Origin of the sequence: Kitasatospora aureofaciens (assembly GCF_019192735.1) — a bacterium.
In the GTDB taxonomy this organism is placed as follows: domain Bacteria; phylum Actinomycetota; class Actinomycetes; order Streptomycetales; family Streptomycetaceae; genus Kitasatospora; species Kitasatospora aureofaciens_A.
Genome location: NZ_JAHTKP010000001.1, coordinates 331,602 through 356,963, shown reverse-complemented (window position 1 = coordinate 356,963; position 25,362 = coordinate 331,602). Strand labels below are relative to the sequence as shown.

The following is a 25,362-nucleotide window of genomic DNA, read 5'->3' as shown; positions in this document are numbered from 1 at the left end:
ACGGTCGGTACGGGGGGTTATGGGGGAGAAGCGGTCAACGGCGGTGCGGCGGCCGGTGGTTCGGCCGTCCGGTGCGGCACTTGCCGGACGGTGTCCACCAGGAGTCGGACGGTGGGGACCGGGAGGTCCAGCCGGCGGGCGATCCACGGCGCCGTGCGGCCGCCGAGGGCGAGCACCCAGGCGGCGTACAACTGGTCGAGCCGCGGCCCGTGTTCGGCGAGCAGCAGCGGGCGGACGGCCTCCATCGGGAAGCCCTCCAGGGCGCGGGCGCTGTAGTCGGGGCCGTTCGGGCCCGGCGGGGGCAGCGGCAGCCCCCGCCGGGCGGCCAGGCGGCGGCCGACCAGCAGCGCGGCGGTCAGCAGCAGGCCGGACCCGGCGGCCCCGATCAGGGCGGCGCCGATCACGGGCCGGTTCGGCTCCGACGCCGTGCCCAGCGCTACCCCTTCGAGGACGAGGAGCGTCAGGACGGTGAGCAGCCCCGCGGCCTCGCCGCGCCGCGGAAGCAGCTTGCCGGGAGTCATCGGAAACCTCATCGTGCTCGGTCGACAGGGGAGCCAGGCGGAGTTGGCGGCGGATCAGGCGGCGGCGGTCAGCCGGGGGTCGTACTTGTAACCGATCTGACGGACGGTGGCGACGGCCGGGCCGTGCTCGGGGCCGAGCTTGCGGCGTATCCGCGCGATGTGGGTGGAGATGGTGCGGGTGTCGCCGTTGTCGGGGCGGCCCCAGACGTTCTCCATCAGCTGGCGTCGGCTGTGCACCCGCAGCGGGTGGGCGACCAGGTGGGCGAGCAGCTCGAACTCCATGAAGGTGAACTCGACTTCGCGCCCGTCGACGGTCGCGAGCCGCTGCTCGGGGTCGATCGCGAGCCCGTTGGGCCCGGCGATGAGCACGGGAGCGGCAGGTGCGGGTACAGGCGTGGATGCGGGTGCTGTGGCGGCGACGCGGGCGACGGCCCGGTAGTCGGAGAAGATGACGTCGAGCCGGGGGTAGCGGACGGCCATGACGGACTTCCTTCGGCGTGAATCGGTGTGAATCGGCTTGTATTGGTGTTGATCAGACGGATAGTCAGTTCTCGGCGTGCCAGCTGGCCCGCAGCCGGCTGCTGCCGTCGGCGGCGGTGACGGCCTCCCAGCGAGCGCGCATCCGCACCGGCGGGCCGGCCGGGGCCTGGGCGTCCACGGCCTGGAGCACCGAGCTGTCGAGCGGGCTGGCCGCGATCCGGTCGAGGAGGCCGGACAGGGCGGTGCGCAGGCCGCGGCGCGGCAGGGTCCGGGTGGGGTGGAAGAAAGCGACGACGGACATGGCGACTCACCTCGGGTTCAACGGCCGACGGGCGTGCGAGGGCATGCCCCGGCCGGGCGTGGCGTACGGGTGGCGGGTTGACGCGAGAGGCCCGGCCCACGGCGTGCGACGGCTGCCCCCGGGGCGCACGGCTCCGCGACCCGTGGCGGCCGTCCGGTGCGGGGCCGCGCGGGCATGGCGGAGACACTTGCCGACTAACCGTCAGAAGTTTGGCGCGAAGGGGGAGTTCAGCGTCTGCCGGAGGCGTGCTCGGGCATGCGGGAAGAGGGCCGACTGTGGCCCGGACTATTACTGCTGTCCATGTCTCGCCTCCTTCCGGTCGGACGCACCACCGCGGTGCGTTCATCGACTCGGCAAGGAGTTCACCGGCCCGCCGGAGGCCACCGGATCACCCCAACTCGTCAGAGCTTTGGCACTTCACGGCGTAATCCCCGAGCCGCAAGTGCTACTGCGGGGAAGCCACTTGGGATCAACCCTTAGGTCGGGAAGATCTGTCCTGAACCTGGGCGTCTCTCGACGTCGTCGGGTCAGTGGCCTGTGTCCGTGAAGACGCCTCACCGAACGAGGTGCCTTTTTCAAACCTCCGAAAGCATAGCCCCTTACCCGCCGATCCTCGACACCTTTGTCGAACTCCTGACGCGAACGACCGCCTGCCACCGGCCCGCACCTGGACGATCGACCAGCTCAGGCCGATGGCGCATGGTGTGCGAACCCACTCGTGAAGAACTCGCGCCGCTGGCTTCAATCGGTGACATGGACCTCAACACGGTGACGGAGATACGCGACGCCCGCCGCGGCGGCACTTGGCAGCCCGGGGACGCCTGGCTCGGCGGCGGCACCTACCTGTTCTCCGAGCCGCAGCCGCACATCCGCCGCCTGATCGACCTCGGCCGGATGGGCTGGGAGCCGCTCACCGTCACTCCCGACGGCGATCTGGAGATCGCCGCCACCTGCACCGTCGCCCAGCTCTCCCGCTTCGCCAAGCCCGCCGGATGGAGGGCCGCGCCCCTGTTCGAGCAGTGCTGCCGGGCGTTCCTCGCCTCCTGGAAGATCTGGAACATGGCCACCGTCGGCGGCAACCTCTGCAACGGCCTGCCCGCCGGCCCGATGATCTCGCTGACCGCCGCGCTGGACGGCGTCTGCCTGCTCCGCGCGCCCTCCGGTGAGCTGCGCCGCGTCCGGGTGGCGGACTTCGTCACCGGCGCCGGTGCCAAGGACCTGCGCCCGGGCGAGCTGGTGCGCTCGATCACCCTGCCGGCCCGCGCCCTCGCGAGCCGGACGGCGTTCCGCCAGGGCTCGCTGTACGGTCTCGGCCGCTCCGGCGCCCTGCTGATCGGCACTCTCGACCCGGTCGACGACTCGCTGACCATCACCGTCACCGCCGCCACCGTCCGCCCGATCCGGCTCTGGTTCCCGCCCGGGCCGAACGCGGCGGCCGTCGCGGAGGCGGTCCGGGACGGCATCCGTCCGGACGAGTACTTCGACGACATCCACGGACTGCCCGCCTGGCGGCGGCACATGACCTTCCGCTTCGCCGAGGAGATCCGGCGCGAACTGGCCGACGGACCTGTCGGCGAGCCTACCGAGGAGACCGGACGATGAGCTTCTCCCTCCGCGTCAACGGCCAGGACACCGACGCCGAGCCCCGCCCCGGCCAGTGCCTGCGCACCTACCTGCGCGAACGCGGCTGGTTCGGGGTGAAGAAGGGCTGCGACGCCGGCGACTGCGGCGCCTGCACCGTCCAGGTCGACGGCGCCCCCGTGCACAGCTGCCTCTACCCGGCCGCCCGCGCCGACGGCCGCGCCGTCACCACCGTCGAGGGCCTGGCCAGGGGCGGCGAACTCCACCCGATGCAGCAGCGCTTCCTGGACGCCCAGGGCTTCCAGTGCGGCTTCTGCACGGCCGGTTTCCTGATGACCACCACCGCCCTCGACGAAGAGCAACTCGACGACCTGCCACGGGCGTTGAAGGGCAACCTGTGCCGCTGCACCGGCTACCGGGCGATCGAGGACGCGATCCGCGGTGTGAAGCACACCGAGGAGCCGGACGCCGGGCAGGCGGTCGGACGCAGCCCGGGAGCCCCCGCCGGTCCGCAGGTGGTCACCGGCACCGCCCGCTACACCTTCGACGTCGACGTGCCCGGCCTGCTGCACATGAAGCTGCTTCGCTCCCCGCACCCGCACGCCCGGATCGTCGCCATCGACACCTCGGCCGCACTGCGCGTGCCCGGCGTCCACGCGGTGTTCACCCACCACGACGCGCCCGAGCGGCTCTACTCCTCCGCCCGCCACGAGCACCCCACCGAGGACCCGGACGACACCCGGGTGCTCGACGACGTGGTCCGCTTCGTCGGGCAGCGGGTCGCCGCCGTGGTCGCCGACAGCGAGGGCGCGGCCGAGGAGGGCTGCCGCCGGATCGTCGTCGGCTACGAGCTGCTGCCGTACGTCATCGACCCCGAACTGGCCATGCAGGACGGCGCGCCGGTGATCCACCCGAAGGGCCCGGAGTCGCGGATCTTCCGCCCGGAGAACAACGTCTGCGGCGAGGTGCACGGCGAGATGGGCAGCGTCGAGCAGGGCTTCGCCGAGGCCGCGGAGGTGTACGAGGAGACCTTCCGGACCCAGCGGGTGCAGCACGCCAGCCTGGAGACCCACGGCTGCCTGGTGTCCTTCGAGGAGAACGAGGAGACCGGCGAGGAGCGGATCGTGGTCCGCTCCTCGACCCAGGTGCCGTTCCTCACCCGGCGGGCCCTGTGTGCACTCTACGACCTGCCGATGGACAAGGTCCGCGTGGTCGCGGGCCGGGTCGGCGGCGGGTTCGGTGGCAAGCAGGAGATGCTCACCGAGGACATCGCCGTGCTCGCGGCCCTGCGCCTGCACCGGCCCGTCAAGCTGGAGTTCACCCGGGCCGAGCAGTTCTACGGTGCCACCACCCGGCACCCGTTCACGATCACCGTCAAGGTGGGGGCCAAGGCGGACGGCACGCTCACCGCGCTGCAGTTCCGGGTGGTCGCCAACACCGGGGCGTACGGGAACCACGGCCCGGCGGTGATGTTCCACAGCGTGGGCGAGTCGATGGGCGTCTACCGCGCGCCCCACAAGAAGGTGGAGGCGTACTCCGTCTACACCAACTGCGTTCCCGCGGGGGCCTTCCGGGGCTACGGGCTGGGCCAGGTCACCTTCGCGGTGGAGTCGGCGCTGGACGAGCTGGCGCGGCGCCTCGGCATCGATCCGCTGGTGTTCCGGGAGAAGAACATCATCGGCCCGGGGGAGCACATGGAGGGCCCGGGCGGCGAGGAGGAGGACCTGCACATCGCCTCCTACGGCCTCGACCAGTGCCTGCAGGTGGTGCGCAACGCCCTCGCCGAGGACCGCAGTGCCGAACTCGCCCCCGAGGGATGGCTGGTGGGGCAGGGCTTCGCCATGTCGGCCATCGCGACCGGTCCGCCCGGCGGCCACTTCGCCGACGCCACGGTGAAACTGCTGGAGGACGGCACGTACGACATCGCGGTCGGCACCGCGGAGTTCGGCAACGGCACCACCACCGTGCACAAGCAGATCACCGCCGGGGCGCTCGGGACGACGGTGGACCGGATCGCGATCCGGCAGTCCGACACCGACGTCGTGCGGCACGACACCGGTGCGTTCGGCTCGGCGGGGACGGTGGTCGCGGGCAAGGCCGTGATGAAGGCCGCCAACGCGCTCGCCGAACAGATCCTCTCCTTCGCCGCCGAGTACGCCAGAACGCCGCGCAGCCAACTCCGGCTCACCGCGGACTCCGTGGAGTGCGACGGACGGCTGGTGTCGCTGAAGGAGCTCTTCGAGGCGGCCGCGGGGCGAGGGGTGGAGCTGTTCGGCGAGGGCCACTGGGGCGGCTCACCGCGCTCGGTGGCGTTCAACTCCCAGTGGTTCCGGATCGCCGTCGACCCCGACACCGGCGAGATCCGGATCCTGCGCAGCGTGCACGGTGCCGACGCCGGGCGGGTGATGAACCCGCTGCAGTGCCGCGGCCAGGTCGAGGGCGGCGTCGCCCAGGCGCTCGGCGCGACCCTCTTCGAACGCGTCCTGGTCGACGAGCGGGGCGAGGTCACCACGGCCGCCTTCCGGCGCTACCGCCTGCCCGCGTACGCCGACGTGCCGCGCACCGAGGTGCACTTCTCCGAGACCTCGGACGCGATCGGCCCGCTCGGCGCCAAGTCGATGAGCGAGAGCCCGTTCAACCCGGTCGCCCCGGCCTTCGCCAACGCACTGCGCGACGCCACCGGGATCCGCTTCACCGAGGCACCGTTCCTGCGCGACCATGTGTGGCAGGCGCTGGCCCGACGGCGGTCGTGACGCTCCGCTTGTCGACCGCTACTCTGGGTGTTTGGCGCGCGCCGACCCCCGGCCGGTGGTTCACAGTAGTAGGGGAGGCCGGGACCCATGGGACTCACCAGTCACAAGCTGCTGGCGCTGATGGCACTGTTCGCGGTGTTGACGGTGCTCGGCACGCTGTGGGTCTGGCCCAGACTGGCCGTCCGCAGCTGGCCGGCGATGTTCCTGCGGCTCGGCAGCATCCTGCTCACCCAGTTCACCCTGCTCGCCACGCTGGGGCTGGCCGTCAACGACTACTTCGTGTTCTACAGCAGCTGGTCCGACCTGTTCGGGCACGAGCACGGCACCGGGGTCATCCAGGGGGCGGGGCCCACCGGCGGGGCGTCCGCCGGGTCGAGTGGCGGGCATTCGAGTGGCGGGGCGAGTGCCGGGGCGAGTCCCGTGGCGCCGGCCGGGGTCCAGATGCTCGGGACGGCGGAGATCACCGGCGCCGGATCGGTGAGCCGCGACCCGGCCCAGATCGGGCGGCTCGACAAGGTCCGCATCCCCGGCGGGACGACCGGCCTGAGCACCGACGGGTACGTGTACCTGCCGCCGCAGTACTTCCAGGCGGGCAGCGAGCACAAGCACTTCCCGGCCGTGCTCGTGATGACGGGCTTCCCCGGCGACGCCACCAACCTCGTCACCAAGCTCCGCTATCCCGCGAACGAACTCGACCTCCTGCGCGCGCGGGCGATGAAACCCATGGTGCTGGTGCTGATGCGGCCCTCGCCGTCCATGCCCCGTGACAGCGAGTGCGAGGACATCCCGAACGGCCCGCAGGCGCAGCACTACTTCACGACGGACGTGCCGGCCGACCTGCGGGCGTCCTACCGGGTGCTCGGGGGAACGGGGAGCCTCGGCGTGCTCGGGGACTCGACGGGTGGGTACTGCGCGCTGAAGCTCGGCATGGAGCACCCGCAGACCTTCTCGGTGGCGGTGTCGCTGTCCGGCTACTTCAAGGCCGCGGAGGACGTGACGACAGGCGACCTCTTCGGCGGCAGCCGGCAGCGGCGCAACGAGGCGGACATGAGCTGGCGCCTGGCAAACCTGCCGATGCCCGCGGTGGCGGTGCTCCTCGCCGACAGCAAGCAGGACGGGCGCACGTACGCGGACTCGACGGCGTTCGCCGCGGCCGCCCGTCCGCCGCTGGTCGTCCGCCAGGCGACGGTGGACAGCGGCGGGCACAACTTCACGACGTGGGTCCGCCTGCTGCCACCGTCGTTCACCTGGCTGAGTGCCCACCTGAACGACCCGGCCTGAGCCCCTCGCCGGCCCACGCGCCCCGCCCTGGCTTCGTCGGCCCGAACTCCTCCGCGGCGGCTCCGGCTTCGCCGGGCCCCAACCCCCTTCGCCCTCACAAGTTGGGTCCGCTGTCCGGGAGTTGGGCACGCCGCAGCCCCGCCCGAGGGGGATCGGGGCGGGGCTGCGGCGGTGTTGGCGCCCGCCGGGCGGCGTGGGTGACACGCCCGGCTCGGCGGGCGGGTCTCAGCGGGCGAGGAGGGGAAGGGGTGCGCCGGTGCGGGCGGGGAGTTCGAGGCGGGTGAGGAGCTCCGACGGGGACACCTCGACGACGCGGCAGCCCGCCCGGTGGCGGCAGTGCCGGGCGACCGAGGCGTGCCGCAGGCGGTCGAGGCGGCGGCGGGTGGCGGCGCCGATGACGAGCAGGTCGTCCGGGCCGGAGACGGCGCCGACCAGGGCGGGCCCGGGTTCGGACCTGACCACGAGGGGGTGGATGACCAGGTCGGACGGGTAGCCGCCGTAGGCCTGCTCGAAGGCGATGTCGAGGCGCCGCCGGGCGGCGTGCTCCAGTTCGGACAGCGGCCGCAGCCCGTCCCGGTCGTTCGGGGTCCACGCGGCGACCGGGACGAGGGTGGCCCCGTGCCGGGCCGCCTCCCCGACGGCGTGGTAGAGGGCGGCCAGACTGCTCAGTGATCCGCTCAGGCCGACGATCACTCGGGTGGTCCCGGTCATGGCCGTTCGCCTCCGTTTCTCCGGTTCCGTACTCCTGGGTTCGGATGTCTCCAGTGAACCCCGGAACCGGCCCGTCCGTACCGCCGCTGACACCGCCATGACGCCCGCCGCCCGATTCTTGACGGCCCCCTGACAGCCCGCCCGGCAGCCTGCCCGAAAAGCCCTCCGGATCAGCCCAGTCCGGGCACGAACTCGATCAGCAGGTCGATCGCCTTGATGCCGAGGAACGGCAGGATCAGCCCGCCGAGCCCGTACACCCGCAGGTTGCGCCGGAGCAGGTCGGTGGCCGAGGCGGGCTGGTACCGGACGCCGCGCAGCGCGAGCGGGATGAGCGCGACGATGATCAGCGCGTTGAAGATGATCGCGGAGGCGATCGCCGAGGTGGGGCTGTGCAGGCCCATGATGTTGAGGTGGTGCAGCCCGGGGTGGGAGCCGGCGAACATCGCGGGGATGATCGCGAAGAACTTGGCCACGTCGTTGGTGATCGAGAAGGTGGTCAACGCGCCCCGGGTGATGAGGAGTTGCTTGCCGACCCGGATGATGTCGATGAGCTTGGCCGGGTTGGAGTCGAGGTCGACCATGTTGCCGGCCTCCTTCGCGGCCGGGGTGCCGGAGTTCATGGCGACCCCGACGTCGGCCTGGGCGAGGGCGGGCGCGTCGTTGGTGCCGTCGCCGGTCATGGCGACCATGTTCCCGGCGGCCTGCTCCTGCCGCAGGTAGGCGAGCTTGTCCTCGGGGGTGGCCTCGGCGAGGAAGTCGTCGACTCCGGCCTCCTCCGCGATGGCCTTGGCGGTGAGCGGGTTGTCGCCGGTGACCATGACGGTGCGGATGCCCATCCGCCGCAGTTCGGCGAAACGTTCGGCGATGCCTTCCTTGACGACGTCCTTGAGTTCGACGACGCCGAGCGCGCGGGCGCCGTGCCGGTCGTGGACGGCGACGAGCAGCGGGGTGCCGCCGGCCTCGGCGATCCGGTCGACGAGCGGCTTGGCCTCCATCGGCAGCCGTCCGCCGGACTGCACGACCCACTGGGCGACGGCGTTGGCGGCGCCCTTGCGGATGAGGCAGGTGGTGCCGTCGGGCCAGCTCAGGTCGACGCCGCTCATCCGGCTGTACGCGGTGAACGGGACCGGCTGCTGCTCGCCGAGTTCGCCGGGCGCCCTCGGCGGCACCCAGTATTGACGGTTCATCAGTTCGACGAGCGACCGCCCTTCCGGCGTCTGGTCGGCCACCGACGCCAACTGCGAGGCCTCGGCGAGCTGTTCGGTGGTGGCACCGGGCAGCGGGTGCAGGGCGACCGCCCGCCGGTTGCCGTAGGTGATGGTGCCGGTCTTGTCGAGCAGCAGGACGTCGACGTCCCCGGCGGCCTCGACGGCCCGGCCGGAGAGGGCGACGACGTTGCGCTGGACGAGCCGGTCCATCCCGGCGATGCCGATGGCGGAGAGCAGCGCGCCGATGGTGGTCGGGATGAGCGCGACCATCAGGGCGACGAGCACGATCGTGGTCTGCGGCGCGTGCGCGTAGATGGCCATCGGCTGGAGCGAGACGACGGAGAGCACGAAGACGATCGTGAGCGAGGCGAGCAGGATGTTGAGCGCGATTTCGTTCGGCGTCTTCTGCCGGTTGGCGCCCTCGACGAGGTTGATCATCCGGTCGATGAAGCTCTGCCCGGGCCGGGAGGTGACCCGGATGATCAGGTGGTCGGAGAGCACCTTGGTGCCGCCGGTGACGCCGGTGCGGTCGCCGCCGGACTCGCGGATGACGGGCGCGGACTCGCCGGTGATCGCCGACTCGTCGACGCTCGCGACGCCCTCGACCACCTCGCCGTCCTGTGGGATGGCCTCGCCGGCCGGCACGAACACGATGTCGTGCAGCATCAACTCCTCGGCGGGGATGACCTCGTGGCGCCGGTCGCGGGTGCCGACCCGCCAGTGCAGCAGCCGCCGGGCGGTGGTGCCGGCCTGGGCGCGGCGGAGCGATTCGGCCTGCGCCTTGCCGCGGCTCTCGGCGACGGCCTCGGCGAGGTTGGCGAACAGCACGGTGAGCCAGAGCCAGAAGCCGATCACCCAGGCGAAGACGCTCGGGTGGACGACCGCGTTGATCGTGGTGAGCGCGGAGCCGGTTTCGACGGCGAGCATCACCGGGTTGCGGGCCATGGTGCGCGGGTGGAGCTTGCGGACGGCGGCGGGCAGGGCCTCGGTGAGCTGCTGTCGGGTGATGAGCTGCCGGCGTCCGTTCCTGGAACCGGTCGGCCGGTGGCTGGGGTGGTGCGGTGGCTGTTCTCGGTCGCGGGGGCTTTCCGGGCGGCGGAACCAGTTGGTTCCGGTGGCGGTGGTGTCCGGTGGGGTGAGGGCCGAACGGCGCATCGTCTCGGGGGACCTTCCGGGCTGCCCCGGACGGCGGGGCGGCGGGCTCGGTGGCGGCGGGGACGGCCGACAGCCCACCATCGGAATCCCGGGCGCCATGCCGGTCTTGACGCAGGCTTGGCGGCGAACCGGACATCCTTGACAGTTCCCTGACACGTGATCGAACAGATCTCCGACCGGCACGAACGGTCGTTCGGAGTGCTGAGGGTCGGCGGGAGCTTGACGGGAAGCGGGCGGATGTCAGGAATCCGTCAAGGTCCGCCCCCGATGCGTAGACCACGCGTCAAGGCCGGGTGCCATCGGTGCGCGAAGGGTCTCCACTGGAAGCGAGGGCCGCGGACGACGGCCCTCCCGACCCCCGAGGAGCCCGCCATGGCCACTGCCACAGCCGCCGCCGTCGACCAGCCGCTGCGCCGTCCGGTCCGTCTGCTGCCCGTCCCCGAGCGGCCGGCCGCCCCGGAGCGGCCCGAGCCGGCCCCGGCGCCGGCGGCCGCGCACGACCGCACCCGTCCGGCGCACTGCCGGATCTCGATGCACTTCGAGGACTGACCAGCCACCCGTACGACGTTCCGTAGGAGAGCCGCCATGACCCAGCTGATCGCCCCGACTGTCCCCGCCCCTGCCCCCGCCGACGCCCCCGAGGCGGTCGGCGATCCCTGGCCGGCCTCGGCGCGGCCCGGGCCCGGCGGGGACCTGCTGGTCGGCGGGGTGGGGCTGGCGGAGGCGGCCGAGCGGTTCGGCACCCCGCTGTACGTTCTGGACGAGGCCGAGGTACGGGCCCGCGCCCGCGCGTACCGGCGGGCGATGCCGCACGCCGACGTGCTGTACGCGGCCAAGGCCTTCCTGTGCAGCGCGATGGTCGACTGGGTGGCGGAGGAGGGCCTGGGCCTGGACGTCTGCTCGTCCGGCGAGCTGTGGCTGGCCGCTTCGGCCGGGCTCCCGGCGCAGCGGATCCTGCTGCACGGCAACGCCAAGTCCCCGGAGGAGCTGCGGCTGGCCCGGCGGCTGCGGGTGGGCCGGATCGTCATCGACGGTCCGGCGGAGATCGCCCGGCTGGCGGCGCTGGTGGCAGCGGACACCCCGCAGAAGGTGCTGGTCCGGGTCGTCCCGGGGATCGCGGCCGGGCACCACGCGGCGGTGCAGACGGGCGTCGGCGGGCAGAAGTTCGGCTTCCCGATCGAGGGCGGCGACGCGGCTGATGCCATTGCCCGGGTGCTGGACCAGCCGGGCCTCGAACTGGCCGGGCTGCACTGCCACTTGGGCTCGCAGATCACCGAGGTGGAGCCGTTCCTGCGGGCGGTGGACGCGCTGGTGGGGCTGATGGCCGAGGTGCGCGACCGGTACGGCGTCGAGCTGCGAGAGCTGGACCTCGGCGGCGGCCACGGCATCCGCTACCTGCCGGGGGATGCGGAGTTGGACCTTGCCGCGTTCGCCGTCCGGGTGACGGACCGGCTCGCCGTGCGCTGCGCCGAGGCGGACCTGGAGGTGCCGCGCCTGGTCGTCGAGCCGGGCCGTGCGGTGGTCGGGCCGGCGGCGGTGGCGGTGTACCGGGTGCTGTCGGTGAAGCACACGGCGGACGGCCGCTGCTTCGCCGCCGTGGACGGCGGCATGAGCGACAACCCGCGCCCGGCCCTGTACGGCTCGCCGTACATGGTCCGCCTGGTGGGCCGACGTTCGGAGGCGGGCACGGCCCGGGTGGACGTGGTCGGCCGCCACTGCGAGGCGGGCGACGTGCTGGTCCGGGATGCGGTTCTCCCCGCCGACCTGCGCGCCGGGGACCTGCTGGCGGTGCCCGCGGCCGGCGCGTACCAGCTCTCGATGGCGTCGGGCTACAACCTGGTGGGCCGTCCGGCTGTGGCGGCCGTGAAGGACGGGCGGGCGCGGCTGCTGATCCGACGGGAGACGGTGGAGGACTTCCGCCTGCGGGAAGTCGGCCGCTGAGGGCCGCAGGGCGCCGGTGCTACGCACTGTAATTGCCCGATATGCGGTCTCAGTTGAGGTGTGTGAGTCTGAGAGCGGCCCTGGCCCCGGACCCCCGCAGGAGGCATCACCATGGCCAAGAACAAGGACCGCAAGCAGAAGCAGCGGGCTTCGATCGCCGAACGCGGCGCGCAGCAGGAACAGAAGTCGACGATGGAAGCCCAGGCCCAATCAGAGGCCGAGGCTTCCCCGGCGGACGTTTCCCGCAAGCATCACCGCCGTTTCGGCCACAACTAAAGGGCATGCCCGGGTTGCGGGAGAAGGCGGCCGAGCCGACTTCTCCCGCAACGTTCTCAGTGGCGTACAGGGCCCGGCCCCGGGCAAACCCCGGTCGTAGGGGCGGGCCACAGGCGTGCCCGTGGCTCCCTTAGAACGACTTGGAACACTGCGCGAAGTCGCCCCCGAACTTGACACACACCCGAGTGTTCAGGTGGGAGCCGTCCGGGTAGAAGGCGCTCCAGTCCTGGTCGGCCCAGCCGCTCACCGAGATCTTGCTGGAGATCGGGTGGTAGTTCCTCTCGCCGTCACGGCGCTGCTCCAGCCACATGGTGCAGGAGCCCCACCGCAGCCAGCTCTCCACACGACCCTGCACCTGGAAGCCGTTCCCGTGACCCCGGCCGTTCATCCAGGCCTTGCACCCGGAGCCGGCGACGACGTCGGAGCCGGACAGGTAGTGGCCGTCGTCGGCGCTCGCCGTCGAGACGGCGCCCATCGTGGCCAGGATCGCGATCGCGGCCATGACGCCAGTGCGGCGCAGCGTGTTGCGCATCATAACTCCCCCGTTGATTTCCATCGCGCCCGTGTGACACCGGTGGTGCACCTCACCGCCGGCGTGTCGGACGCGGCCGGATTCGAGACGACGTCCGTCAGCACAAGGCTGCGACCCTGTGGCAGATGACGGGCGTGCCATTCAACAAGTCTTGATACCAGTGCGGTTCGATGGCGTCAACTGCGAAGAGTGGAGCGGAGTTTGGGCGTTGATCGAAAGGCTGGAACGTACGAGACCGCGCGAGAAGTCGGCCCGGCCGACTTCTCGCGCAGTCCTTTAGCCCCGCCCTTTCGCGAGGGAAGCTGATGATGGATGATCAGGGTGCGAGTGGGCATTGCTGACCCACAGTTCTGTCTCATGCTCGGACCCCCTGTCGAACATCCGCGGGGTTCACCCTTGCGGTGAGGCTCCCCGCGCACGCCAATCCCTTCGCCCTTCGGGTGACGTCACTGCGCTCGGCTGGCCAGCCATCCAATCGGGGACTTGGCGCGGATCTCGGCGGCCTGGAAGGACACGTGCTTGCCCTGGCCTCCGAGCACGACCGTCTTCCCTGCGAGGGTGGCGGTGGTTGTCGGCCAGCCGGACCAGGCGTCCACCTCGAAGTTCGTCACGCCGAGGCAGACCAGGACGAACCCGACCGCGTTGTGGCCTCGCGCCTGCCACAGGTGCGCGGCCCCGGCTGGGACAGCGAAGGCGAAGAACCTCAAGGTGACCGACGCTTCGCGTTCGTCGATGAGGACGGAGGTCAGCTCGTAGTCGCTCAGTGGTGGCGGTGGGGAGCCAAGGACTGCGCGGACCGTCTCGGGGCTGGTCAACTCGGTGGACCAGTCATGGTCACCGCTCATAGAACGTCTTCGCTGTCGTGGGAGGCAGTACCTGGTTCGGGTGCAGGCGCTGGTCGAGCCGGCTCTCGAACCACCGCCGAGCTGCGTAGGGATCGGCGCCGCTGGAGCGGTAGGCGTTGAGCCGGCCGGCCCTGAGCGCCGCATGCGCAGTGAAGTCCAACGAGAGCCCCGGCCCGCTCACCGTGACCGTGATCCGGCGCTCTCGGCTCTCGACGAAGGGGGCGAGCTCGATGTCGACCACGGTGTGGTCGGGAACACCCCGCATCCGAAGGTCTTCGCCCACGCCCATGAACTCGATCTGTGCCTCGAAGCGGTCACAGCCGGCTTCGGTCCAAGCCGGGGGAGCGAGGTCCGGGAAGCGTGGGAGCTCGACCCGCAACTTCACAGCGGCGCCGTACGGGCTCAGGTGCACCGATCTGAGAACCAGGTGCTCCAAGGGCGGCAACTCAGAGTAGAGCGCGGTCAACCGTTCGGAGTGGACCAAGAGCTCCGGCCACGTGCCGGCTGACATGGGTGGGTCCCTCCGGCTCTGGGTGCTTCGCGCCCTGCTGCGCGAGAAGTCGGCCCGGCCGACTTCTCGCGCAACCTTTCAGGTGTTGGGGAACTCGCCGGCCCTGAGGACAGTGACGAACGCTGCCCATGTGTCTGCCGGGGAGGCGAGCGCCGGGGCGGGCCGAAGTAGCCCGCCCCGGCGCTCGGTACCACGCCCTCGGAGGCTTGTGCTGCGCCTGCTCTGGCTGAGGGGCCGTACGTGCCGATCGGCACGTACGGCCCGCTGGACTCCCACTCCACGCCCGTCGGACAACCGATAACGGAACGGTTGCGGAGCCCACCCTCTCCCCGCCCAGGGGTTGACGGCGCGGGGAGGGTGGGCGTTTGCTGTGAGCCGCCCGTTCGAGGCTGTTTGGTTCTGATCTGTTTTGTGTGTTTGAACGTTCAAATCCCTGATTCTTCCCATCCTCGCCACCCCCACAGAGAGGAATGCAATGTCACACCTTTCCCGCCGTGATCTGCTCCGCGCCTCCGGAGCGGGCCTGCTGGCCCTGGCCGCCGGCGGCGCGCTCACGGCCTGCGGCGACTCCGGTTCGGGGGCGGCCTCGGGCGGCGACGCCGACACCGGTACGGTCACCGTCTGGTCATGGGCCACGGCCGCCGCCGCCCTGCGCGGGGTCGTCCCGGCGTTCGAGAAGGACAACCCGGGGATCAAGGTCGACGTTCAGGACATCGGCAACCCCGCCATCTGGGACAAGATCACCGTGGGCCTCGCGGCCGGCGGCCAGGGCCTCGGCGACGTCCTGCACATCGGCTGCGACTACCTGCCCGGCTACCTGGAGAAGTTCCCCGGCGGCCTGGCCAACCTCTCCGAGTTCGGCGCCGACGCCCACAAGGAGGCGTTCGTCAAGGGCCTGTGGCCGGTCGTCACCGGCAAGGACGGCCACGCCTACGCGCTGCCCTGGGAGGTCAACCCGCTCGGGTTCTTCTACCGCAAGGACTATTTCGACAAGGCCGGCATCGACCCCGCCGTCCTCGCCACCTGGGACGACCTGATCGCGGCCGCCGACCGCTTCAAGGCCGCCAACCCGGGCATCTCCCTGATCGGCATCAGCAAGTCCGCCAACCCCGACCCCGACCTCGACTTCCTGCAGTCCCTGATGCAGCTCCAGGGCGCGTTCTACTTCGACCTCCAGGGGAAGATCACCCTCGGCTCGGAGCCGGACGTCCGCGCCCTCACCACGGTCAAGCGCCTGGAGGACGCCGGGCTGATCGCCGACGCCTCCGGCGACCAGGGCTGGGCCAACCTGATGAAGGCCGGCAAGCTCGCCGTCGCCCCGATGCCCGCCTGGGCCGCGCACTACCTGGAGAAGAAGTTTCCCGACCAGAGCGGCAACTGGCGGCTCGCCAAGCCCCCGGCGGTAGTGGCCGGCGGCAAGCGCACCGCGCTCGTCAACTCCACCCACCTCGCCGTCGCCGCATCCAGCCCACGCCGCCGCGCCGCCTGGAAGTTCGTCGAGTACGCGCTCACCCGCCCCGCCTCGGTGAACAGCATGTTCGACGCGGGCGGCGTCTTCCCCGCGCTCGTCGAGGCCTACAGCGGCTCGATGTACGGCGCGCCCAGCGCCTTCTACGGCGGCCAGGCCGTGCTGAGGACGTTCGCCGAACTGGCCACCGACGGCGGCGACGCCACCAACTACTCCGGGGACTACGCCCGCGCGCTCAAGCTCGTCAGCGACGCCCAGACCAAGGTCTTCCTCAAGGGTGGCGACCCGGCCGCCGTGCTCCAGGACGCCGCCAAGCAACTCGCCCAGCAGACCGGACGCGGCATCGGATGACCGCCGCCGCCCAGCCCGCCGCCACTCAGCCAACCGCCACCCAGCCAACCGCCACCCAACCCGCCGTGCTGGGCGAGCCGGTGGCGAACCCGGCCCCCGAACGGGCCCACCGCCGGGCCCGGGCCCGCCGCAAGGCCCTGCCCTACCTGCTGCTCGCCCCCGCCCTGATCACCTTCGGCGTGTTCAAGGCCTACCCGATCATCGACTCGCTGCTGCTGTCCTTCACCACCGGCGCCGGCGCCGCCACCCACAACGCCGGCCTCGCCAACTACCGCCGCCTGCTGGACGATCCGCTGTTCTGGACGGCCCTGCGCAACACCGCCGAGATCCTCGTCGTGCAAGTTCCGCTGATGCTCGGCCTGGCCCTGCTGATGGCCGTCGGCATCAACTCCGTCCTGGTGCGCTGGCGCGCCGTCTGGCGGCTCGGCGTCTTCATGCCCGCCGTCACCGGCCTGGTCGCCACCGGCGTGATCTTCGCCTTCCTGCTCAACACCGACAACGGCGCGATCAACTGGCTGCTTAACGCGATCGGCCTGCCCACCGTCGACTGGCTGGGCCAACCGTTCTGGGCCCGGATGGCCGTCGTCCTCGTGCTCACCTGGCACTACACCGGCTACAACGCCGTCATCTACCTGGCCGGCCTGCAGAGCATCCCCAAGGAGCTGTACGAGGCCGCGATGGTCGACGGCGCCGGCCCGATCCGCCGCTTCACCGCCATCACCGTGCCCGCGCTGCGCCCGGTGCTGCTGTTCACGGTCGTCCTCTCCACCATCGGGACGCTCCAACTCTTCGACGAGCCCTACGTGTTGACCGGCGGTGGCCCGGACAACGCGACCCTGACCGTCTCCATGTACCTGTACCAGAACGGCTTCCGGTACTTCGACTTCGGCTACGCCTCCGCCATCGCCTACGCGCTCACCCTGCTCGTGTCGGTGCTCGGCGCGGTCCAGATGCGCCTGATGGGAGAGCGAGACCGGTGAACCCCAAGAAACCCGTGAACCTCAAGAAGCTGCGGGGCTGGCCGCTCACCTTTGTCCTGGCGGGCGTCACCGGCCTGTCCGTCGGACCGTTCTACTGGCTGGTCGTCGCCGCCACCCGCAAGGACGACGAGATCTTCGACTGGCCGCCCAAGCTGCTGCCCGGTGGCAACCTCGGCGCCAACATCGACCACCTCCAGCACCGGATCGGCCTGCTCCGGGTCGTCGGCAACTCGCTGCTGGTGGCGGGAGTTCAGACGCTCGGCGCGCTGGTCGTAGCCCTGCTGGCGGGGTACGCCTTCGCCAAGTTCCGCTTCCGGGGCCGTACTTTGCTGTTCGGGCTGCTGCTCTCCACTCTCGTGGTGCCCGAACAGGTCATGCTGGTACCGCTGTTCAAGATGATGATGTCCTTCGGGCTGCTCGACACCTACCAGGCGCTGATCCTGCCGGGCCTGTGCGTGCCGTTCGCGATCTTCCTCATGCGCCAGTCCCTCAGCGGCATGCCGGACGAACTCCTGGACGCCGCACGGGTCGACGGCGCGGGCGAGTTCCGCGTGCTGTGGAGCGTCGTCGTGCCGGTCATGCGGCCGGTGCTCGCGGCCCTGTCGATCTTCCTGTTCCTGGGCTCCTGGAACCAGTTCGTCTGGCCGCTGGTCGCGCTGCGCAGCCCCGCGATGCACACCCTGCCGGTGGCCCTCGCGACCCTGCACGGCAACAAGAGCAACACCGACTACGGCGCGATCCTCTCCGGCACCGCGCTGTCCACCCTGCCGATGATGGTCCTCTTCCTGGTCCTCCAGCGGCAGTTCATCTCCGGCCTGCTGGCCGGCGCGACGAAGGGCTGAGCATGGACGAAAGGCCGGGCATGGACGACAGGCTGAGTACGGACGGAAGACTGAGCATGGACGAAACGCTGAGCACGACCGACATCTGGGAGCCGCACGCCCCCGCCGCCGGCGCCCTGCGCCCGCTCTACGCCGAGGGCCTGGACCTGCGGGTCAGCGGCGCGGCGACGGCCCGCGCGGTGGGTGACGGCCTCGTCGAGGTGACCGCCGACGGCGACGGCGACGTCCGGATCGAGTGGCGGGTGCCCTGCGTGGACGCCACCGCCTTCTGGACGCCCGAACCGCGCGGCACCGGCTGGCTTCCCGCCGCCTGGAGCGCCCCGCGCCGCACCGGCCTCGCCGGCGGCGCCCCGATCGCCGCCCTGGTCGGCACCGGTGACGTCGCGATCTGCGCCTTCGCCGCCGAGCGCCCCGACGTGCTGGCCGGCGCCGGTGTGGTCGAGGAGACCGGCGAGTTCCGGTTCTGGGCGCAGGCCGCCGGCCGGCTCACCGTCCGGATCGACACCTCGCGCCGCCACTACGCCCGCTGCCTGGCCGGGCTCGCCGCCTGGTGGCGGACCGGCCGCGAGGCCGACATCCCCGACATCCCCGAGGCCGCGCGCCGCCCCGCCTACTCCACCTGGTACGCGATGCACCAGGACGTCTCGCCGAAGGCCGTCGAGACCCAGGCCGCGCTCGGCAAGGAGCTCGGTATGGACGTCGTCATCGTCGACGACGGCTGGATGACCGCCGACCGCACCCGCGGCTACGGGCACTGCGGCGACTGGGAGCCGGTCTCGCTCCCGGACACCGCCGCCCACGTCCGGCGCGTGCACGACCTCGGCGTCCAGTACATGCTCTGGTTCGCGCTGCCGTTCATCGGCAAGGACAGCGCCGCCTTCGAGAGGATCGGCCGGTCCGCGCTCGCCGACGCCGGCCACATGGGTGCGATCGTCGCCGACCCGCGCTACCCGGAGGTCCGCGAGTTCCTGACCGGCCGGCTCGCGCGCGCCGTCGAGGAGTGGGGCATGGACGGGCTGAAGGTCGACTTCGTCGACTGGTTCGCCCGCACCGACGTGCCGCCCGTCGGCCCCGAGGCGGACACCGAGAGCGTCGACGAGGGCGTCGAACTGCTGCTCGCCGGCCTCCGCCGGCGGATCGCCGCGGTCAAGCCGGAGGCGATGATCGAGCACCGCCAGCCGTACGTCAGCCCCGGCCTGTGGCCGTACGTCACCATGATCCGGGCCACCGACTGCCCGCTCAGCCCGCAGGAGAACCGGCAGCGCACCATCGACGTGCGGCTCGCCGCCGGGCCCGTCCCGGTCCACGCCGACATGCTGATGTGGCACCCGGCCGAGCCGCCCGAGCAGATCGCCTGTCACCTGATCAACGTGCTGTTCGCGGTGCCGCAGGTCTCCGTCGACCTCGCCGCGCAGAGCCCCGGGCAGCGCGAGGCGCTCGCGTTCTGGCTCGGGGTCGTCCGCGAGCACATCGGCACGCTGCAGCTCGGCGACCTGCGCCCGGCCCGGCCCGACCTCGGCTACCCGATGGTCACCGCCACCGGCGGCGGGACGGTGGCCGTGGCCCGGTACGCGGCGCTGCCGGTGGACGTCTCCGGCGACGACTGGCACACCCTGCTGGTCGCCAACGCCGACGCCGACCCGGACGTCCGCCTCACCGGCGGTGGCGGGACGGCGGCGGCCACCGTCCAGGACGCCCGAGGGCGTATCGTCCGGCAGGGCGTGGTCGAGCTCGGCCGCGACGGCGTCGTCCCGGTGCCGCGCGGCGGGCTGCTGACCCTGCGCCGTCCGTGACGACCTGACCGACCGCCTGGGAGAGGTTCCATGCCCGAGGGAACACGCCTCACACCCGAGACACCCGAGGGAACACGCCTCACACCCGAGGGAACACGCCGACCACGCCGCGGCGCCACCACCATCGAGGAGGTGGCCCGCGCGGCCGGGGTGTCCCGGCAGACCGTCTCCAACGCGCTGAACGCCCCGCAGCGGGTCCGCCCCGACACCCTGGAACGGGTCACCGCGGCGATCCGCGAACTCGGCTACCAGCCCGACCAGTCGGCCCGGTCGCTGCGCAGCGGCGCCCGGCGCACGATCGGCTACCTCGCGCCGGTGGACGACCCGTTCGACCCCAACCCGCTGATGGCCGGCTTCCTGGAGGCGCTGGTCGACGCGGCCGGGGCGCGGGGCCAGCGGGTGCTGCTGTTCCGGCCCGCGCCCGGCACGGCGGACCCGCTGGCGGCCATCGACGAACTCGTGGCGGCCCGCCAGGTCGACGGGCTGGTGTTGGCGGACGTGCTGCGCGACGACCCCCGGATCGGGCATGTCGCCCGGGCCGGCGTCCCGTTCACCACCTTCGGGCGGATCGGGCCGGGGGAGCCGCAGCAGTGGGTGGACATCGCCAACGGCCCGGCGATGGCCGCCGTGGTCCGGCACCTCGCCGAGCGCGGCCACCGGCGGATCGGCTACGTCGGCGGCGCGGAGGACCTGCCGTGGATGGCGGACCGCCGGGCCGGCTTCCTCGCCGAGGCGCGGCGGCTCGGGCTGACGGCGGTGACCGCGGTACGGCCGGACGTCGCCGCCGTCCGGCAGCTGCTGGCCGGCCCGGACCGGCCGACGGCCTTCGCGGCGGCCGGCGACCTGCTGGCGCTGGACGTCTACGAGGCCGTCCGCGCCGAGGGGCTGGCGGTCGGGCGGGACGTGGCAGTGACCGGCTTCCACGACACCCCGCTCTGCCGCCACCTGCACCCCGCGCTGACCTCCGTCCGGCTGCCGCTGCGTGCGATCGCCGTCGCGCTGGTCGAGCGGCTGCTGGGGCAGGTACGGGGGGAGGGGGTGCCGGCGGCGGGTCTGGAGCTGCCGACGGAGCTGGTGGTGAGGACCAGTTCCTAGGGGGTGGCTTCCCCGGACGGTGCGACGATCAGCTCGCCGACCAGCCGGGCGGCGGCGGCCCGGTCCTCGGCGGGCAGGGCGTCGTCGGTCACCAGCACGTCGAGCTGCTCCAGGGTGGCGAAGGAGGCCAGGCCGACGGCGTTCCACTTGGTGTGGTCGGCCACGACCACCACGCGGCGGGCGGCCTGCAGGAAGGCCCGGTTGGTCTCCGCCTCGGCGAGGTTCGGGGTGGTCAGCCCGGTCTCCGCGGACAGGCCGTGGCAGCCCATGATCAGCACGTTGACGTGCAGCGAGCGGATCGCCTGGTCGGCCACCGGACCGACCAGGGCGTCCGAGGGCGTGCGGACGCCGCCGGTGCGGATCACCGTCGCGGTGGCGGGCGTGCCGTCCTCGTCGGGCTGTTCCAGCAGGTCGGCGATCCGCAGCGAGTTGGTGACCACGGTCAGGCCCTCGACGGCCCGCAGGTGCCGGGCCACCGCGAAGGTCGTCGTGCCGGCTGCGAGGCCGACCGCCGAGCCGGGCGGCACCAGGGCGGCGGCGGCCCGGGCGATCGCCTCCTTGGCGGGCAGCTCCCAGTGCGCCTTGGTCTCGAACCCGGGCTCACCGCTCGCCGGGGCCTCGATCCGCACCGCCCCGCCGTGCACCTTCTGCACCAGCCCGCGGCGGGCGAGGGCGTCGAGGTCGCGTCGGACGGTCATGTCGGAGACGCCGAGGTCGCGGACCAGTTCGGTCACCCGGACCCCGCCCCGCGCGCGGACCTGCTCCAGGATCAGCACGCGCCGCTGCCCGGCGAGCGGTTGGGCGCTGTCGGCCATCGGACGGCCTCCTCGGGTCGGCGCGGCCCGGGCGGCCGCGGTCACCGCCATCATGGCAGGCGCGGGGCGCTTCCGGACAGTCGGGTCTGTTGGATAGTGTTCGAGTTTGTTGGTTCATGTCGGATCACCCGTCGGATCACCGTCGTCGGAATCATCTTCGGATCATCGTCGGACCGAGAAGAGAGAAAGAGGCCATGGCCGGGACCGTCACCGAGCCCACCGCCAGGACCGTGACCACGCTCGCGGACGGCCGGGAGCTCATCTACTACGACAGCGGCGCCGCCGTCCCCCGGAACGCCGTCGACCGGCGCCCGCTCGACCCGCAGGCCCCCGCCTCCCAGTGCCGGCTGGACCCGGCCACCGGCGACTGGGTCACCGTCGCCGCCCACCGGCAGGCCCGCACCTACCAGCCGCCCGCCGAGGAGTGCCCGCTCTGCCCGTCCCGGGACGGGCGGCTCAGCGAGATCCCCGCCGACGACTACCAGGTGGCCGTCTTCGAGAACCGGTTCCCGTCCCTGGCCGGCGCGCCCGCCGGCGTTCCCGGTGACGCTTCCGATGACGGACTCCGGACGGCCGGACCCGGAGCCGGACGCTGCGAGGTGGTCTGCTTCACCGCCGACCACGACGCCTCCTTCGCCGACCTCGACGAGCCCCGGGCCCGGCTCGTCCTCGATGCCTGGACCGACCGCACCGCCGCCCTCTCCGCCCTCCCCGGCGTCCGGCAGGTCTACTGCTTCGAGAACCGCGGAGCCGAGATCGGCGTCACCCTCGCCCACCCGCACGGCCAGATCTACGCCTTCCCGTTCACCACCCCGCGCACCGCGCGCATGATCGCGCAGGCCACCGAGCACCGCGCCGCCACCGGCCGCAACCTCTTCGACGACCTCGTCGCGGCCGAACGGGCGGACGGGGACAGGGTGGTGGTGGCCGGCGAGCACTGGACGGCCTTCGTCCCGTTCGCCGCCCGCTGGCCCTACGAGGTGCACCTCTACCCGCACCGCCGCGTGCCCGACCTCACCGCCCTCGACGCGGCCCAGCGCGCCGAGTTCCCCCGGCTCTACCTCGACGTGCTGCGCCGCTTCGACCGCCTCTTCGGCGGCGGGCGCACCCCGTACATCTCCGCCTGGCACCAGGCCCCGGCCGGGCAGCGCGACGAACTCGCCCTGCACCTGGAGCTGTTCACGATCCGGCGCACCGCCGACAAGCTCAAGTACCTGGCCGGGGTGGAATCCGGCATGGACGCCTTCGTCAACGACGTCACCCCCGAGGACGCGGCCCGCCGGCTGCGGGAGGTTGCCCGATGAACACCTTCGCCCAGATCCACGGCCGTGCCCCGGAGGGGGAGTGGGCGGCCCCCGGGCGGGTCAACCTGATCGGTGAACACACCGACTACAACCTGGGCTTCGTGCTGCCGATCGCGCTGCCGCAGACCGTCCGCGCCCAGGCCCGGCGGCGCGACGACGGGCTGCTTCGGCTGCACTCCACGCGCGGGGACGGGGCCGTCGTGGAGGTGGCCGTCGCGGACCTCGCCCCGGGCGGGGTCACCGGCTGGGCCGGGTACCCGGCGGCGGTGGTGTGGGCGCTGTGCGAGGCCGGGCACGAGGTCGGCGGCGCGGAGCTGTCCCTGGACAGCGACGTGCCCACGGGCGCCGGGCTGTCGTCCTCGGCCGCGCTGGAGTGCGCGGTCGCCCTCGCGTACAACGACCTGTACGGGCTGGGCCTTTCGGCGCCCGAGCTGGCGCTGATCGCGCAGCGGGCGGAGAACGCCTTCGTCGGCGTGCCGTGCGGGATCATGGACCAGATGGCATCCATGTGCTGCCGGGCGGGAGCGGCCCTGCACCTGGACAGCCGGGACCTGGCGATGCGCCAGGTGCCGGTGGACCTGGCGGGCGCGGGCCTCGCGCTGCTCGTCCTGGACACCCGGGTCAAGCACGACCTCGGCGACGGCGCGTACGCCGCCCTGCGGGCCGGCTGCGAGCGGGCCGCCGGGCTGCTCGGCCTGCCCGCCCTGCGCGACCTCGGGCCCGCCGACCTGCCGTCCGCGCTGGCGCAGCTGCCTGACGAGCTGCGGCCGCTGGTGCGGCACGTGGTCACCGAGAACGAGCGGGTGGCCGAGGCCGTGACCCACCTGGACGCCGGCGACCTCGCCGCCCTCGGCCCGATCCTCACCGCCGGCCACGCCTCCCTCCGCGACGACTACCGGGTGTCCTGCCCCGAGACCGACCTGGCGGTCAGCACGGCGGTGGCAGCCGGCGCCCACGGCGCGAGGATTACGGGCGGCGGCTTCGGCGGCTCGGTCATCGCGCTGGTGAACGCGACGGCCGCCGAGTCCGTCGCCGCCGAGGTCGCCACCGCCTTCCGCGAAGCGGGCTACGCCACCCCGCGCACCCTCACCGCCGTCCCGGCCGAGGGCGCACGCCGTATCGCCTGACCGCCGCTGCCCGGTGGCCCTCCCGAGCCATCGGGCACCACCCTGCTACGCCCGGTGATCCGCCGGGCGCTCCGGGGAGGCCTCGGCCAGGGCCCGGGTGACGCCCTCGACGCCCGCGCGCAGGCCGTAGACCGGGGTGCCGGGCTGCTGGCGCCAGGAGTCGTCGAGGCCACCGGCGTCGACCGTGTCGAAGCCCAGATCGTCGATCAGCGCCCGCACCACGCGCTTGGCCGCATCGTCGTCGCCCGCCACCGGGACGGCGATGCGCTCCGGGTCGCCCTGGGGGCGGGGACGGTCGAGGATGTCCTGGGCGTAGGTGCCGTTGAACGCCTTCACCACCGGGTGGCCGAGCTGCTGCTCCGTCCAGCGGCTCTCGGTGAGGCCGTCCTCGATCGGGGCGATCCGGCCGTCGCGCTGCTGCGGGTAGTAGTTGCCGGTGTCGATCACAGCCACGCCCTCGGCCGCGCCGTCCAGCAGGCCGTTCGGCAGGTCCGGCACGGCCTTCAGCGGCACCGTGACCACCACGACCTCCGCGCCCCGCGCGGCCTCGGCGGCCGCCACCGCCGTCGCGCCGGTTTCCTCGACGAGCGCGCTCAGCGTCTGCGGGCCGCGCGAGTTGGCGACCGCGACCTCGTGGCCGAGGGCGGTGAGCCGCCTGGTCAGGTTGCCGCCGATGTTGCCCGCGCCGATGATGCCGATCTTCATGGGATGACCCCTTCGCGAGAGTAGACGCCTGCTCGCCATGGCCCAACCACCCGACGGCCCCGCCGATTCCCACTCCCAGGGGTGGTTCTGCCGGACCCAGGTTGACGCAGGCCTGGCCCGGGGCCGCGGGCCGCCGCGGGGTGGGCGGTACGGCAGGACCCGGGCAGCTGCTGCTCGACTGGGCGAACCAGGTGATCGGCTACCAGGACGCCAACTTCCAGAACGGTCTCAAGGCCCAGGACGGTCTCAAGGCCCTCCCGATCCGCTGGAGACCCGGGGAGGCCCAGGACTATGCGGCGCAGGCCGGGCAGAGGCCCCGGTAGGTGACCTCGGCGCCGGAGACGGTGAAGCCGAACCGCTGCTCCGCCGGCAGGTCGGCCAGCGGGTCGCCGGCCGGGTGGACGTCGCGGATGGTGCCGCAGCCGGTGCAGACCAGGTGCTGGTGCGGGTGGTGGGCGTTGGGGTCGTAGCGCTTGGCGCGGCCGTCGGTGGAGACCTCGGTGACCTCGCCGAGCGTGACCAGCTCGCCCAGGGTGTTGTAGACGGTGGCCCGGGAGATCTCCGGGAGCCGCTGCGCGGCCCGGGCGTGCACCTCGTCGGCGGTGAGATGGACATGGTCGCCGTCGAGGACCTCCGCCACGACACGCCGCTGGGAGGTGAGGCGCCAGCCGCGCCCGCGCAGTCGTTCCAGGAGGTCGCTCATGTCGGTTCACCTATTCAGGTCCATGGGGAAACCCGGAGTTTATCAACGGATATCACGGCTATCCGGTTTCCGATCGGATATGG

The 25,362-nt window shown here is 72.4% G+C and carries 25 protein-coding genes and 1 riboswitch; of the genes, 14 read left to right on the top strand and 11 right to left on the bottom strand.

What is annotated here, in order from left to right:
* Positions 1-17 precede the first annotated feature (17 nt).
* The 3 genes from KV557_RS01550 to KV557_RS01540 all read right to left on the bottom strand — a co-directional run bounded on the left by KV557_RS01550 (position 18) and on the right by KV557_RS01540 (position 1,302).
* Positions 18-521 (bottom strand): hypothetical protein, encoded by a 504-nt coding sequence (locus tag KV557_RS01550; RefSeq protein ID WP_218197709.1) that lies wholly within the window; start codon positions 519-521, stop codon positions 18-20.
* 54 nt (positions 522-575) lie between these two features.
* The gene (locus KV557_RS01545; RefSeq protein ID WP_218197708.1) at positions 576-1,001 is read right to left on the bottom strand and encodes a winged helix-turn-helix domain-containing protein; all 426 of its coding nucleotides are present in this window, start codon (positions 999-1,001) and stop codon (positions 576-578) included.
* A gap of 64 nt (positions 1,002-1,065) precedes the next feature.
* Positions 1,066-1,302 (bottom strand): hypothetical protein, encoded by a 237-nt coding sequence (locus KV557_RS01540; RefSeq protein ID WP_218197707.1) that lies wholly within the window; start codon positions 1,300-1,302, stop codon positions 1,066-1,068.
* A 385-nt stretch (positions 1,303-1,687) separates the two neighbouring features.
* Positions 1,688-1,875, bottom strand: a riboswitch (M-box (ykoK) riboswitch).
* Between the two features lie 180 nt (positions 1,876-2,055).
* On the opposite strand from KV557_RS01540, the gene KV557_RS01535 reads away from it, so the two are divergent.
* The 3 genes from KV557_RS01535 to KV557_RS01525 all read left to right on the top strand — a co-directional run bounded on the left by KV557_RS01535 (position 2,056) and on the right by KV557_RS01525 (position 6,917).
* Positions 2,056-2,904, top strand: coding sequence for an FAD binding domain-containing protein (locus KV557_RS01535; protein WP_218197706.1), 849 nt, complete (start codon positions 2,056-2,058; stop codon positions 2,902-2,904).
* The gene (locus KV557_RS01530; RefSeq protein WP_218197705.1) at positions 2,901-5,636 is read left to right on the top strand and encodes a molybdopterin-dependent oxidoreductase; all 2,736 of its coding nucleotides are present in this window, start codon (positions 2,901-2,903) and stop codon (positions 5,634-5,636) included. Before KV557_RS01535 ends, KV557_RS01530 begins: the two co-directional genes overlap by 4 nt.
* 87 nt (positions 5,637-5,723) lie before the next feature.
* Positions 5,724-6,917, top strand: coding sequence for an alpha/beta hydrolase (locus tag KV557_RS01525; protein WP_218197704.1), 1,194 nt, complete (start codon positions 5,724-5,726; stop codon positions 6,915-6,917).
* 225 nt (positions 6,918-7,142) lie between these two features.
* Here the strand turns inward: KV557_RS01525 and KV557_RS01520 are convergent, their stop codons facing one another.
* A complete protein-coding gene (locus KV557_RS01520; protein WP_218197703.1) occupies positions 7,143-7,628 on the bottom strand; it encodes a universal stress protein in 486 nt (161 codons plus the stop codon).
* Between the two features lie 170 nt (positions 7,629-7,798).
* Entirely contained in the window at positions 7,799-9,991 is a 2,193-nt protein-coding gene (gene kdpB / locus KV557_RS01515; protein WP_218197702.1) for a potassium-transporting ATPase subunit KdpB, read from the bottom strand.
* A gap of 372 nt (positions 9,992-10,363) precedes the next feature.
* Between kdpB and KV557_RS01510 the strand changes: the two genes are divergently transcribed.
* From KV557_RS01510 to KV557_RS01500, 3 genes are all read left to right on the top strand, one after another.
* Positions 10,364-10,540, top strand: coding sequence for a hypothetical protein (locus KV557_RS01510; protein ID WP_218197701.1), 177 nt, complete (start codon positions 10,364-10,366; stop codon positions 10,538-10,540).
* Between the two features lie 36 nt (positions 10,541-10,576).
* Positions 10,577-11,932, top strand: a complete 1,356-nt coding sequence (gene lysA / locus KV557_RS01505; protein WP_218197700.1) for a diaminopimelate decarboxylase — start codon at positions 10,577-10,579, stop codon at positions 11,930-11,932.
* A gap of 111 nt (positions 11,933-12,043) precedes the next feature.
* A complete protein-coding gene (locus KV557_RS01500) occupies positions 12,044-12,208 on the top strand; it encodes a hypothetical protein (protein ID WP_218197699.1) in 165 nt (54 codons plus the stop codon).
* A gap of 130 nt (positions 12,209-12,338) precedes the next feature.
* Here the strand turns inward: KV557_RS01500 and KV557_RS01495 are convergent, their stop codons facing one another.
* The 3 genes from KV557_RS01495 to KV557_RS01485 all read right to left on the bottom strand — a co-directional run bounded on the left by KV557_RS01495 (position 12,339) and on the right by KV557_RS01485 (position 14,051).
* Positions 12,339-12,743 carry a hypothetical protein gene (locus KV557_RS01495; RefSeq protein WP_218197698.1) on the bottom strand — a complete coding sequence of 135 codons (405 nt, stop codon included), beginning with the start codon at positions 12,741-12,743 and terminating at the stop codon, positions 12,339-12,341.
* 443 nt (positions 12,744-13,186) lie between these two features.
* The gene (locus KV557_RS01490) at positions 13,187-13,585 is read right to left on the bottom strand and encodes an immunity 50 family protein (protein WP_218197697.1); all 399 of its coding nucleotides are present in this window, start codon (positions 13,583-13,585) and stop codon (positions 13,187-13,189) included.
* A complete protein-coding gene (locus tag KV557_RS01485) occupies positions 13,575-14,051 on the bottom strand; it encodes an Imm50 family immunity protein (protein ID WP_218197696.1) in 477 nt (158 codons plus the stop codon). The genes KV557_RS01490 and KV557_RS01485 overlap by 11 nt, the downstream gene beginning before the upstream one ends.
* Positions 14,052-14,571: 520 nt before the next feature.
* Between KV557_RS01485 and KV557_RS01480 the strand changes: the two genes are divergently transcribed.
* The 5 genes from KV557_RS01480 to KV557_RS01460 are packed head-to-tail and all read left to right on the top strand — an operon-like array spanning position 14,572 to position 20,625.
* Entirely contained in the window at positions 14,572-15,915 is a 1,344-nt protein-coding gene (locus tag KV557_RS01480) for an ABC transporter substrate-binding protein (RefSeq protein ID WP_218197695.1), read from the top strand.
* On the top strand, positions 15,912-16,895 hold the full coding sequence (locus KV557_RS01475) for a carbohydrate ABC transporter permease (RefSeq protein WP_218197694.1): 984 nt from the start codon (positions 15,912-15,914) through the stop codon (positions 16,893-16,895). The genes KV557_RS01480 and KV557_RS01475 overlap by 4 nt, the downstream gene beginning before the upstream one ends.
* Positions 16,892-17,737 (top strand): carbohydrate ABC transporter permease, encoded by an 846-nt coding sequence (locus KV557_RS01470; protein WP_308129719.1) that lies wholly within the window; start codon positions 16,892-16,894, stop codon positions 17,735-17,737. The genes KV557_RS01475 and KV557_RS01470 overlap by 4 nt, the downstream gene beginning before the upstream one ends.
* A 56-nt stretch (positions 17,738-17,793) precedes the next feature.
* Positions 17,794-19,530 (top strand): glycoside hydrolase family 36 protein, encoded by a 1,737-nt coding sequence (locus KV557_RS01465; protein ID WP_218197693.1) that lies wholly within the window; start codon positions 17,794-17,796, stop codon positions 19,528-19,530.
* Between the two features lie 30 nt (positions 19,531-19,560).
* A complete protein-coding gene (locus KV557_RS01460) occupies positions 19,561-20,625 on the top strand; it encodes a LacI family DNA-binding transcriptional regulator (RefSeq protein ID WP_218197692.1) in 1,065 nt (354 codons plus the stop codon).
* On the opposite strand, the gene KV557_RS01455 is transcribed toward KV557_RS01460, so the two are convergent.
* Positions 20,622-21,440: a DeoR/GlpR family DNA-binding transcription regulator gene (locus tag KV557_RS01455; protein ID WP_218197691.1), complete on the bottom strand. Its 819-nt coding sequence runs from the start codon at positions 21,438-21,440 to the stop codon at positions 20,622-20,624. The two genes, KV557_RS01460 and KV557_RS01455, sit on opposite strands and share 4 nt — an antisense overlap.
* Positions 21,441-21,634: 194 nt before the next feature.
* Between KV557_RS01455 and galT the strand changes: the two genes are divergently transcribed.
* Positions 21,635-22,744, top strand: a complete 1,110-nt coding sequence (galT, locus tag KV557_RS01450; protein WP_218197690.1) for a galactose-1-phosphate uridylyltransferase — start codon at positions 21,635-21,637, stop codon at positions 22,742-22,744.
* On the top strand, positions 22,741-23,871 hold the full coding sequence (galK, locus tag KV557_RS01445; RefSeq protein ID WP_218197689.1) for a galactokinase: 1,131 nt from the start codon (positions 22,741-22,743) through the stop codon (positions 23,869-23,871). Before galT ends, galK begins: the two co-directional genes overlap by 4 nt.
* Positions 23,872-23,916: 45 nt before the next feature.
* Here the strand turns inward: galK and KV557_RS01440 are convergent, their stop codons facing one another.
* Positions 23,917-24,732, bottom strand: coding sequence for an NADPH-dependent F420 reductase (locus KV557_RS01440; protein WP_305148961.1), 816 nt, complete (start codon positions 24,730-24,732; stop codon positions 23,917-23,919).
* On the opposite strand from KV557_RS01440, the gene KV557_RS01435 reads away from it, so the two are divergent.
* Entirely contained in the window at positions 24,678-24,899 is a 222-nt protein-coding gene (locus KV557_RS01435; protein WP_218197687.1) for a hypothetical protein, read from the top strand. The two genes, KV557_RS01440 and KV557_RS01435, sit on opposite strands and share 55 nt — an antisense overlap.
* Here KV557_RS01435 and KV557_RS01430 read toward each other — a convergent pair.
* A complete protein-coding gene (locus KV557_RS01430) occupies positions 24,866-25,279 on the bottom strand; it encodes a Fur family transcriptional regulator (RefSeq protein WP_218197686.1) in 414 nt (137 codons plus the stop codon). The genes KV557_RS01435 and KV557_RS01430 overlap by 34 nt on opposite strands.
* Positions 25,280-25,362 lie beyond the last annotated feature (83 nt).

Bases quoted from the DNA above. Each gene is read 5' to 3' on its own strand.
- KV557_RS01550 (WP_218197709.1), bottom strand. From the start codon at position 521: ATGACTCCCGGCAAGCTGCTTCCGCGGCGCGGCGAGGCCGCGGGGCTG.
- KV557_RS01545 (WP_218197708.1), bottom strand. From the start codon at position 1,001: ATGGCCGTCCGCTACCCCCGGCTCGACGTCATCTTCTCCGACTACCGG.
- KV557_RS01540 (WP_218197707.1), bottom strand. From the start codon at position 1,302: ATGTCCGTCGTCGCTTTCTTCCACCCCACCCGGACCCTGCCGCGCCGC.
- KV557_RS01535 (WP_218197706.1), top strand. From the start codon at position 2,056: ATGGACCTCAACACGGTGACGGAGATACGCGACGCCCGCCGCGGCGGC.
- KV557_RS01530 (WP_218197705.1), top strand. From the start codon at position 2,901: ATGAGCTTCTCCCTCCGCGTCAACGGCCAGGACACCGACGCCGAGCCC.
- KV557_RS01525 (WP_218197704.1), top strand. From the start codon at position 5,724: ATGGGACTCACCAGTCACAAGCTGCTGGCGCTGATGGCACTGTTCGCG.
- KV557_RS01520 (WP_218197703.1), bottom strand. From the start codon at position 7,628: ATGACCGGGACCACCCGAGTGATCGTCGGCCTGAGCGGATCACTGAGC.
- kdpB (WP_218197702.1), bottom strand. From the start codon at position 9,991: ATGCGCCGTTCGGCCCTCACCCCACCGGACACCACCGCCACCGGAACC.
- KV557_RS01510 (WP_218197701.1), top strand. From the start codon at position 10,364: ATGGCCACTGCCACAGCCGCCGCCGTCGACCAGCCGCTGCGCCGTCCG.
- lysA (WP_218197700.1), top strand. From the start codon at position 10,577: ATGACCCAGCTGATCGCCCCGACTGTCCCCGCCCCTGCCCCCGCCGAC.
- KV557_RS01500 (WP_218197699.1), top strand. From the start codon at position 12,044: ATGGCCAAGAACAAGGACCGCAAGCAGAAGCAGCGGGCTTCGATCGCC.
- KV557_RS01495 (WP_218197698.1), bottom strand. From the start codon at position 12,743: ATGATGCGCAACACGCTGCGCCGCACTGGCGTCATGGCCGCGATCGCG.
- KV557_RS01490 (WP_218197697.1), bottom strand. From the start codon at position 13,585: ATGAGCGGTGACCATGACTGGTCCACCGAGTTGACCAGCCCCGAGACG.
- KV557_RS01480 (WP_218197695.1), top strand. From the start codon at position 14,572: ATGTCACACCTTTCCCGCCGTGATCTGCTCCGCGCCTCCGGAGCGGGC.
- KV557_RS01475 (WP_218197694.1), top strand. From the start codon at position 15,912: ATGACCGCCGCCGCCCAGCCCGCCGCCACTCAGCCAACCGCCACCCAG.
- KV557_RS01465 (WP_218197693.1), top strand. From the start codon at position 17,794: ATGGACGAAACGCTGAGCACGACCGACATCTGGGAGCCGCACGCCCCC.
- KV557_RS01460 (WP_218197692.1), top strand. From the start codon at position 19,561: ATGCCCGAGGGAACACGCCTCACACCCGAGACACCCGAGGGAACACGC.
- KV557_RS01455 (WP_218197691.1), bottom strand. From the start codon at position 21,440: ATGGCCGACAGCGCCCAACCGCTCGCCGGGCAGCGGCGCGTGCTGATC.
- galT (WP_218197690.1), top strand. From the start codon at position 21,635: ATGGCCGGGACCGTCACCGAGCCCACCGCCAGGACCGTGACCACGCTC.
- galK (WP_218197689.1), top strand. From the start codon at position 22,741: ATGAACACCTTCGCCCAGATCCACGGCCGTGCCCCGGAGGGGGAGTGG.
- KV557_RS01430 (WP_218197686.1), bottom strand. From the start codon at position 25,279: ATGAGCGACCTCCTGGAACGACTGCGCGGGCGCGGCTGGCGCCTCACC.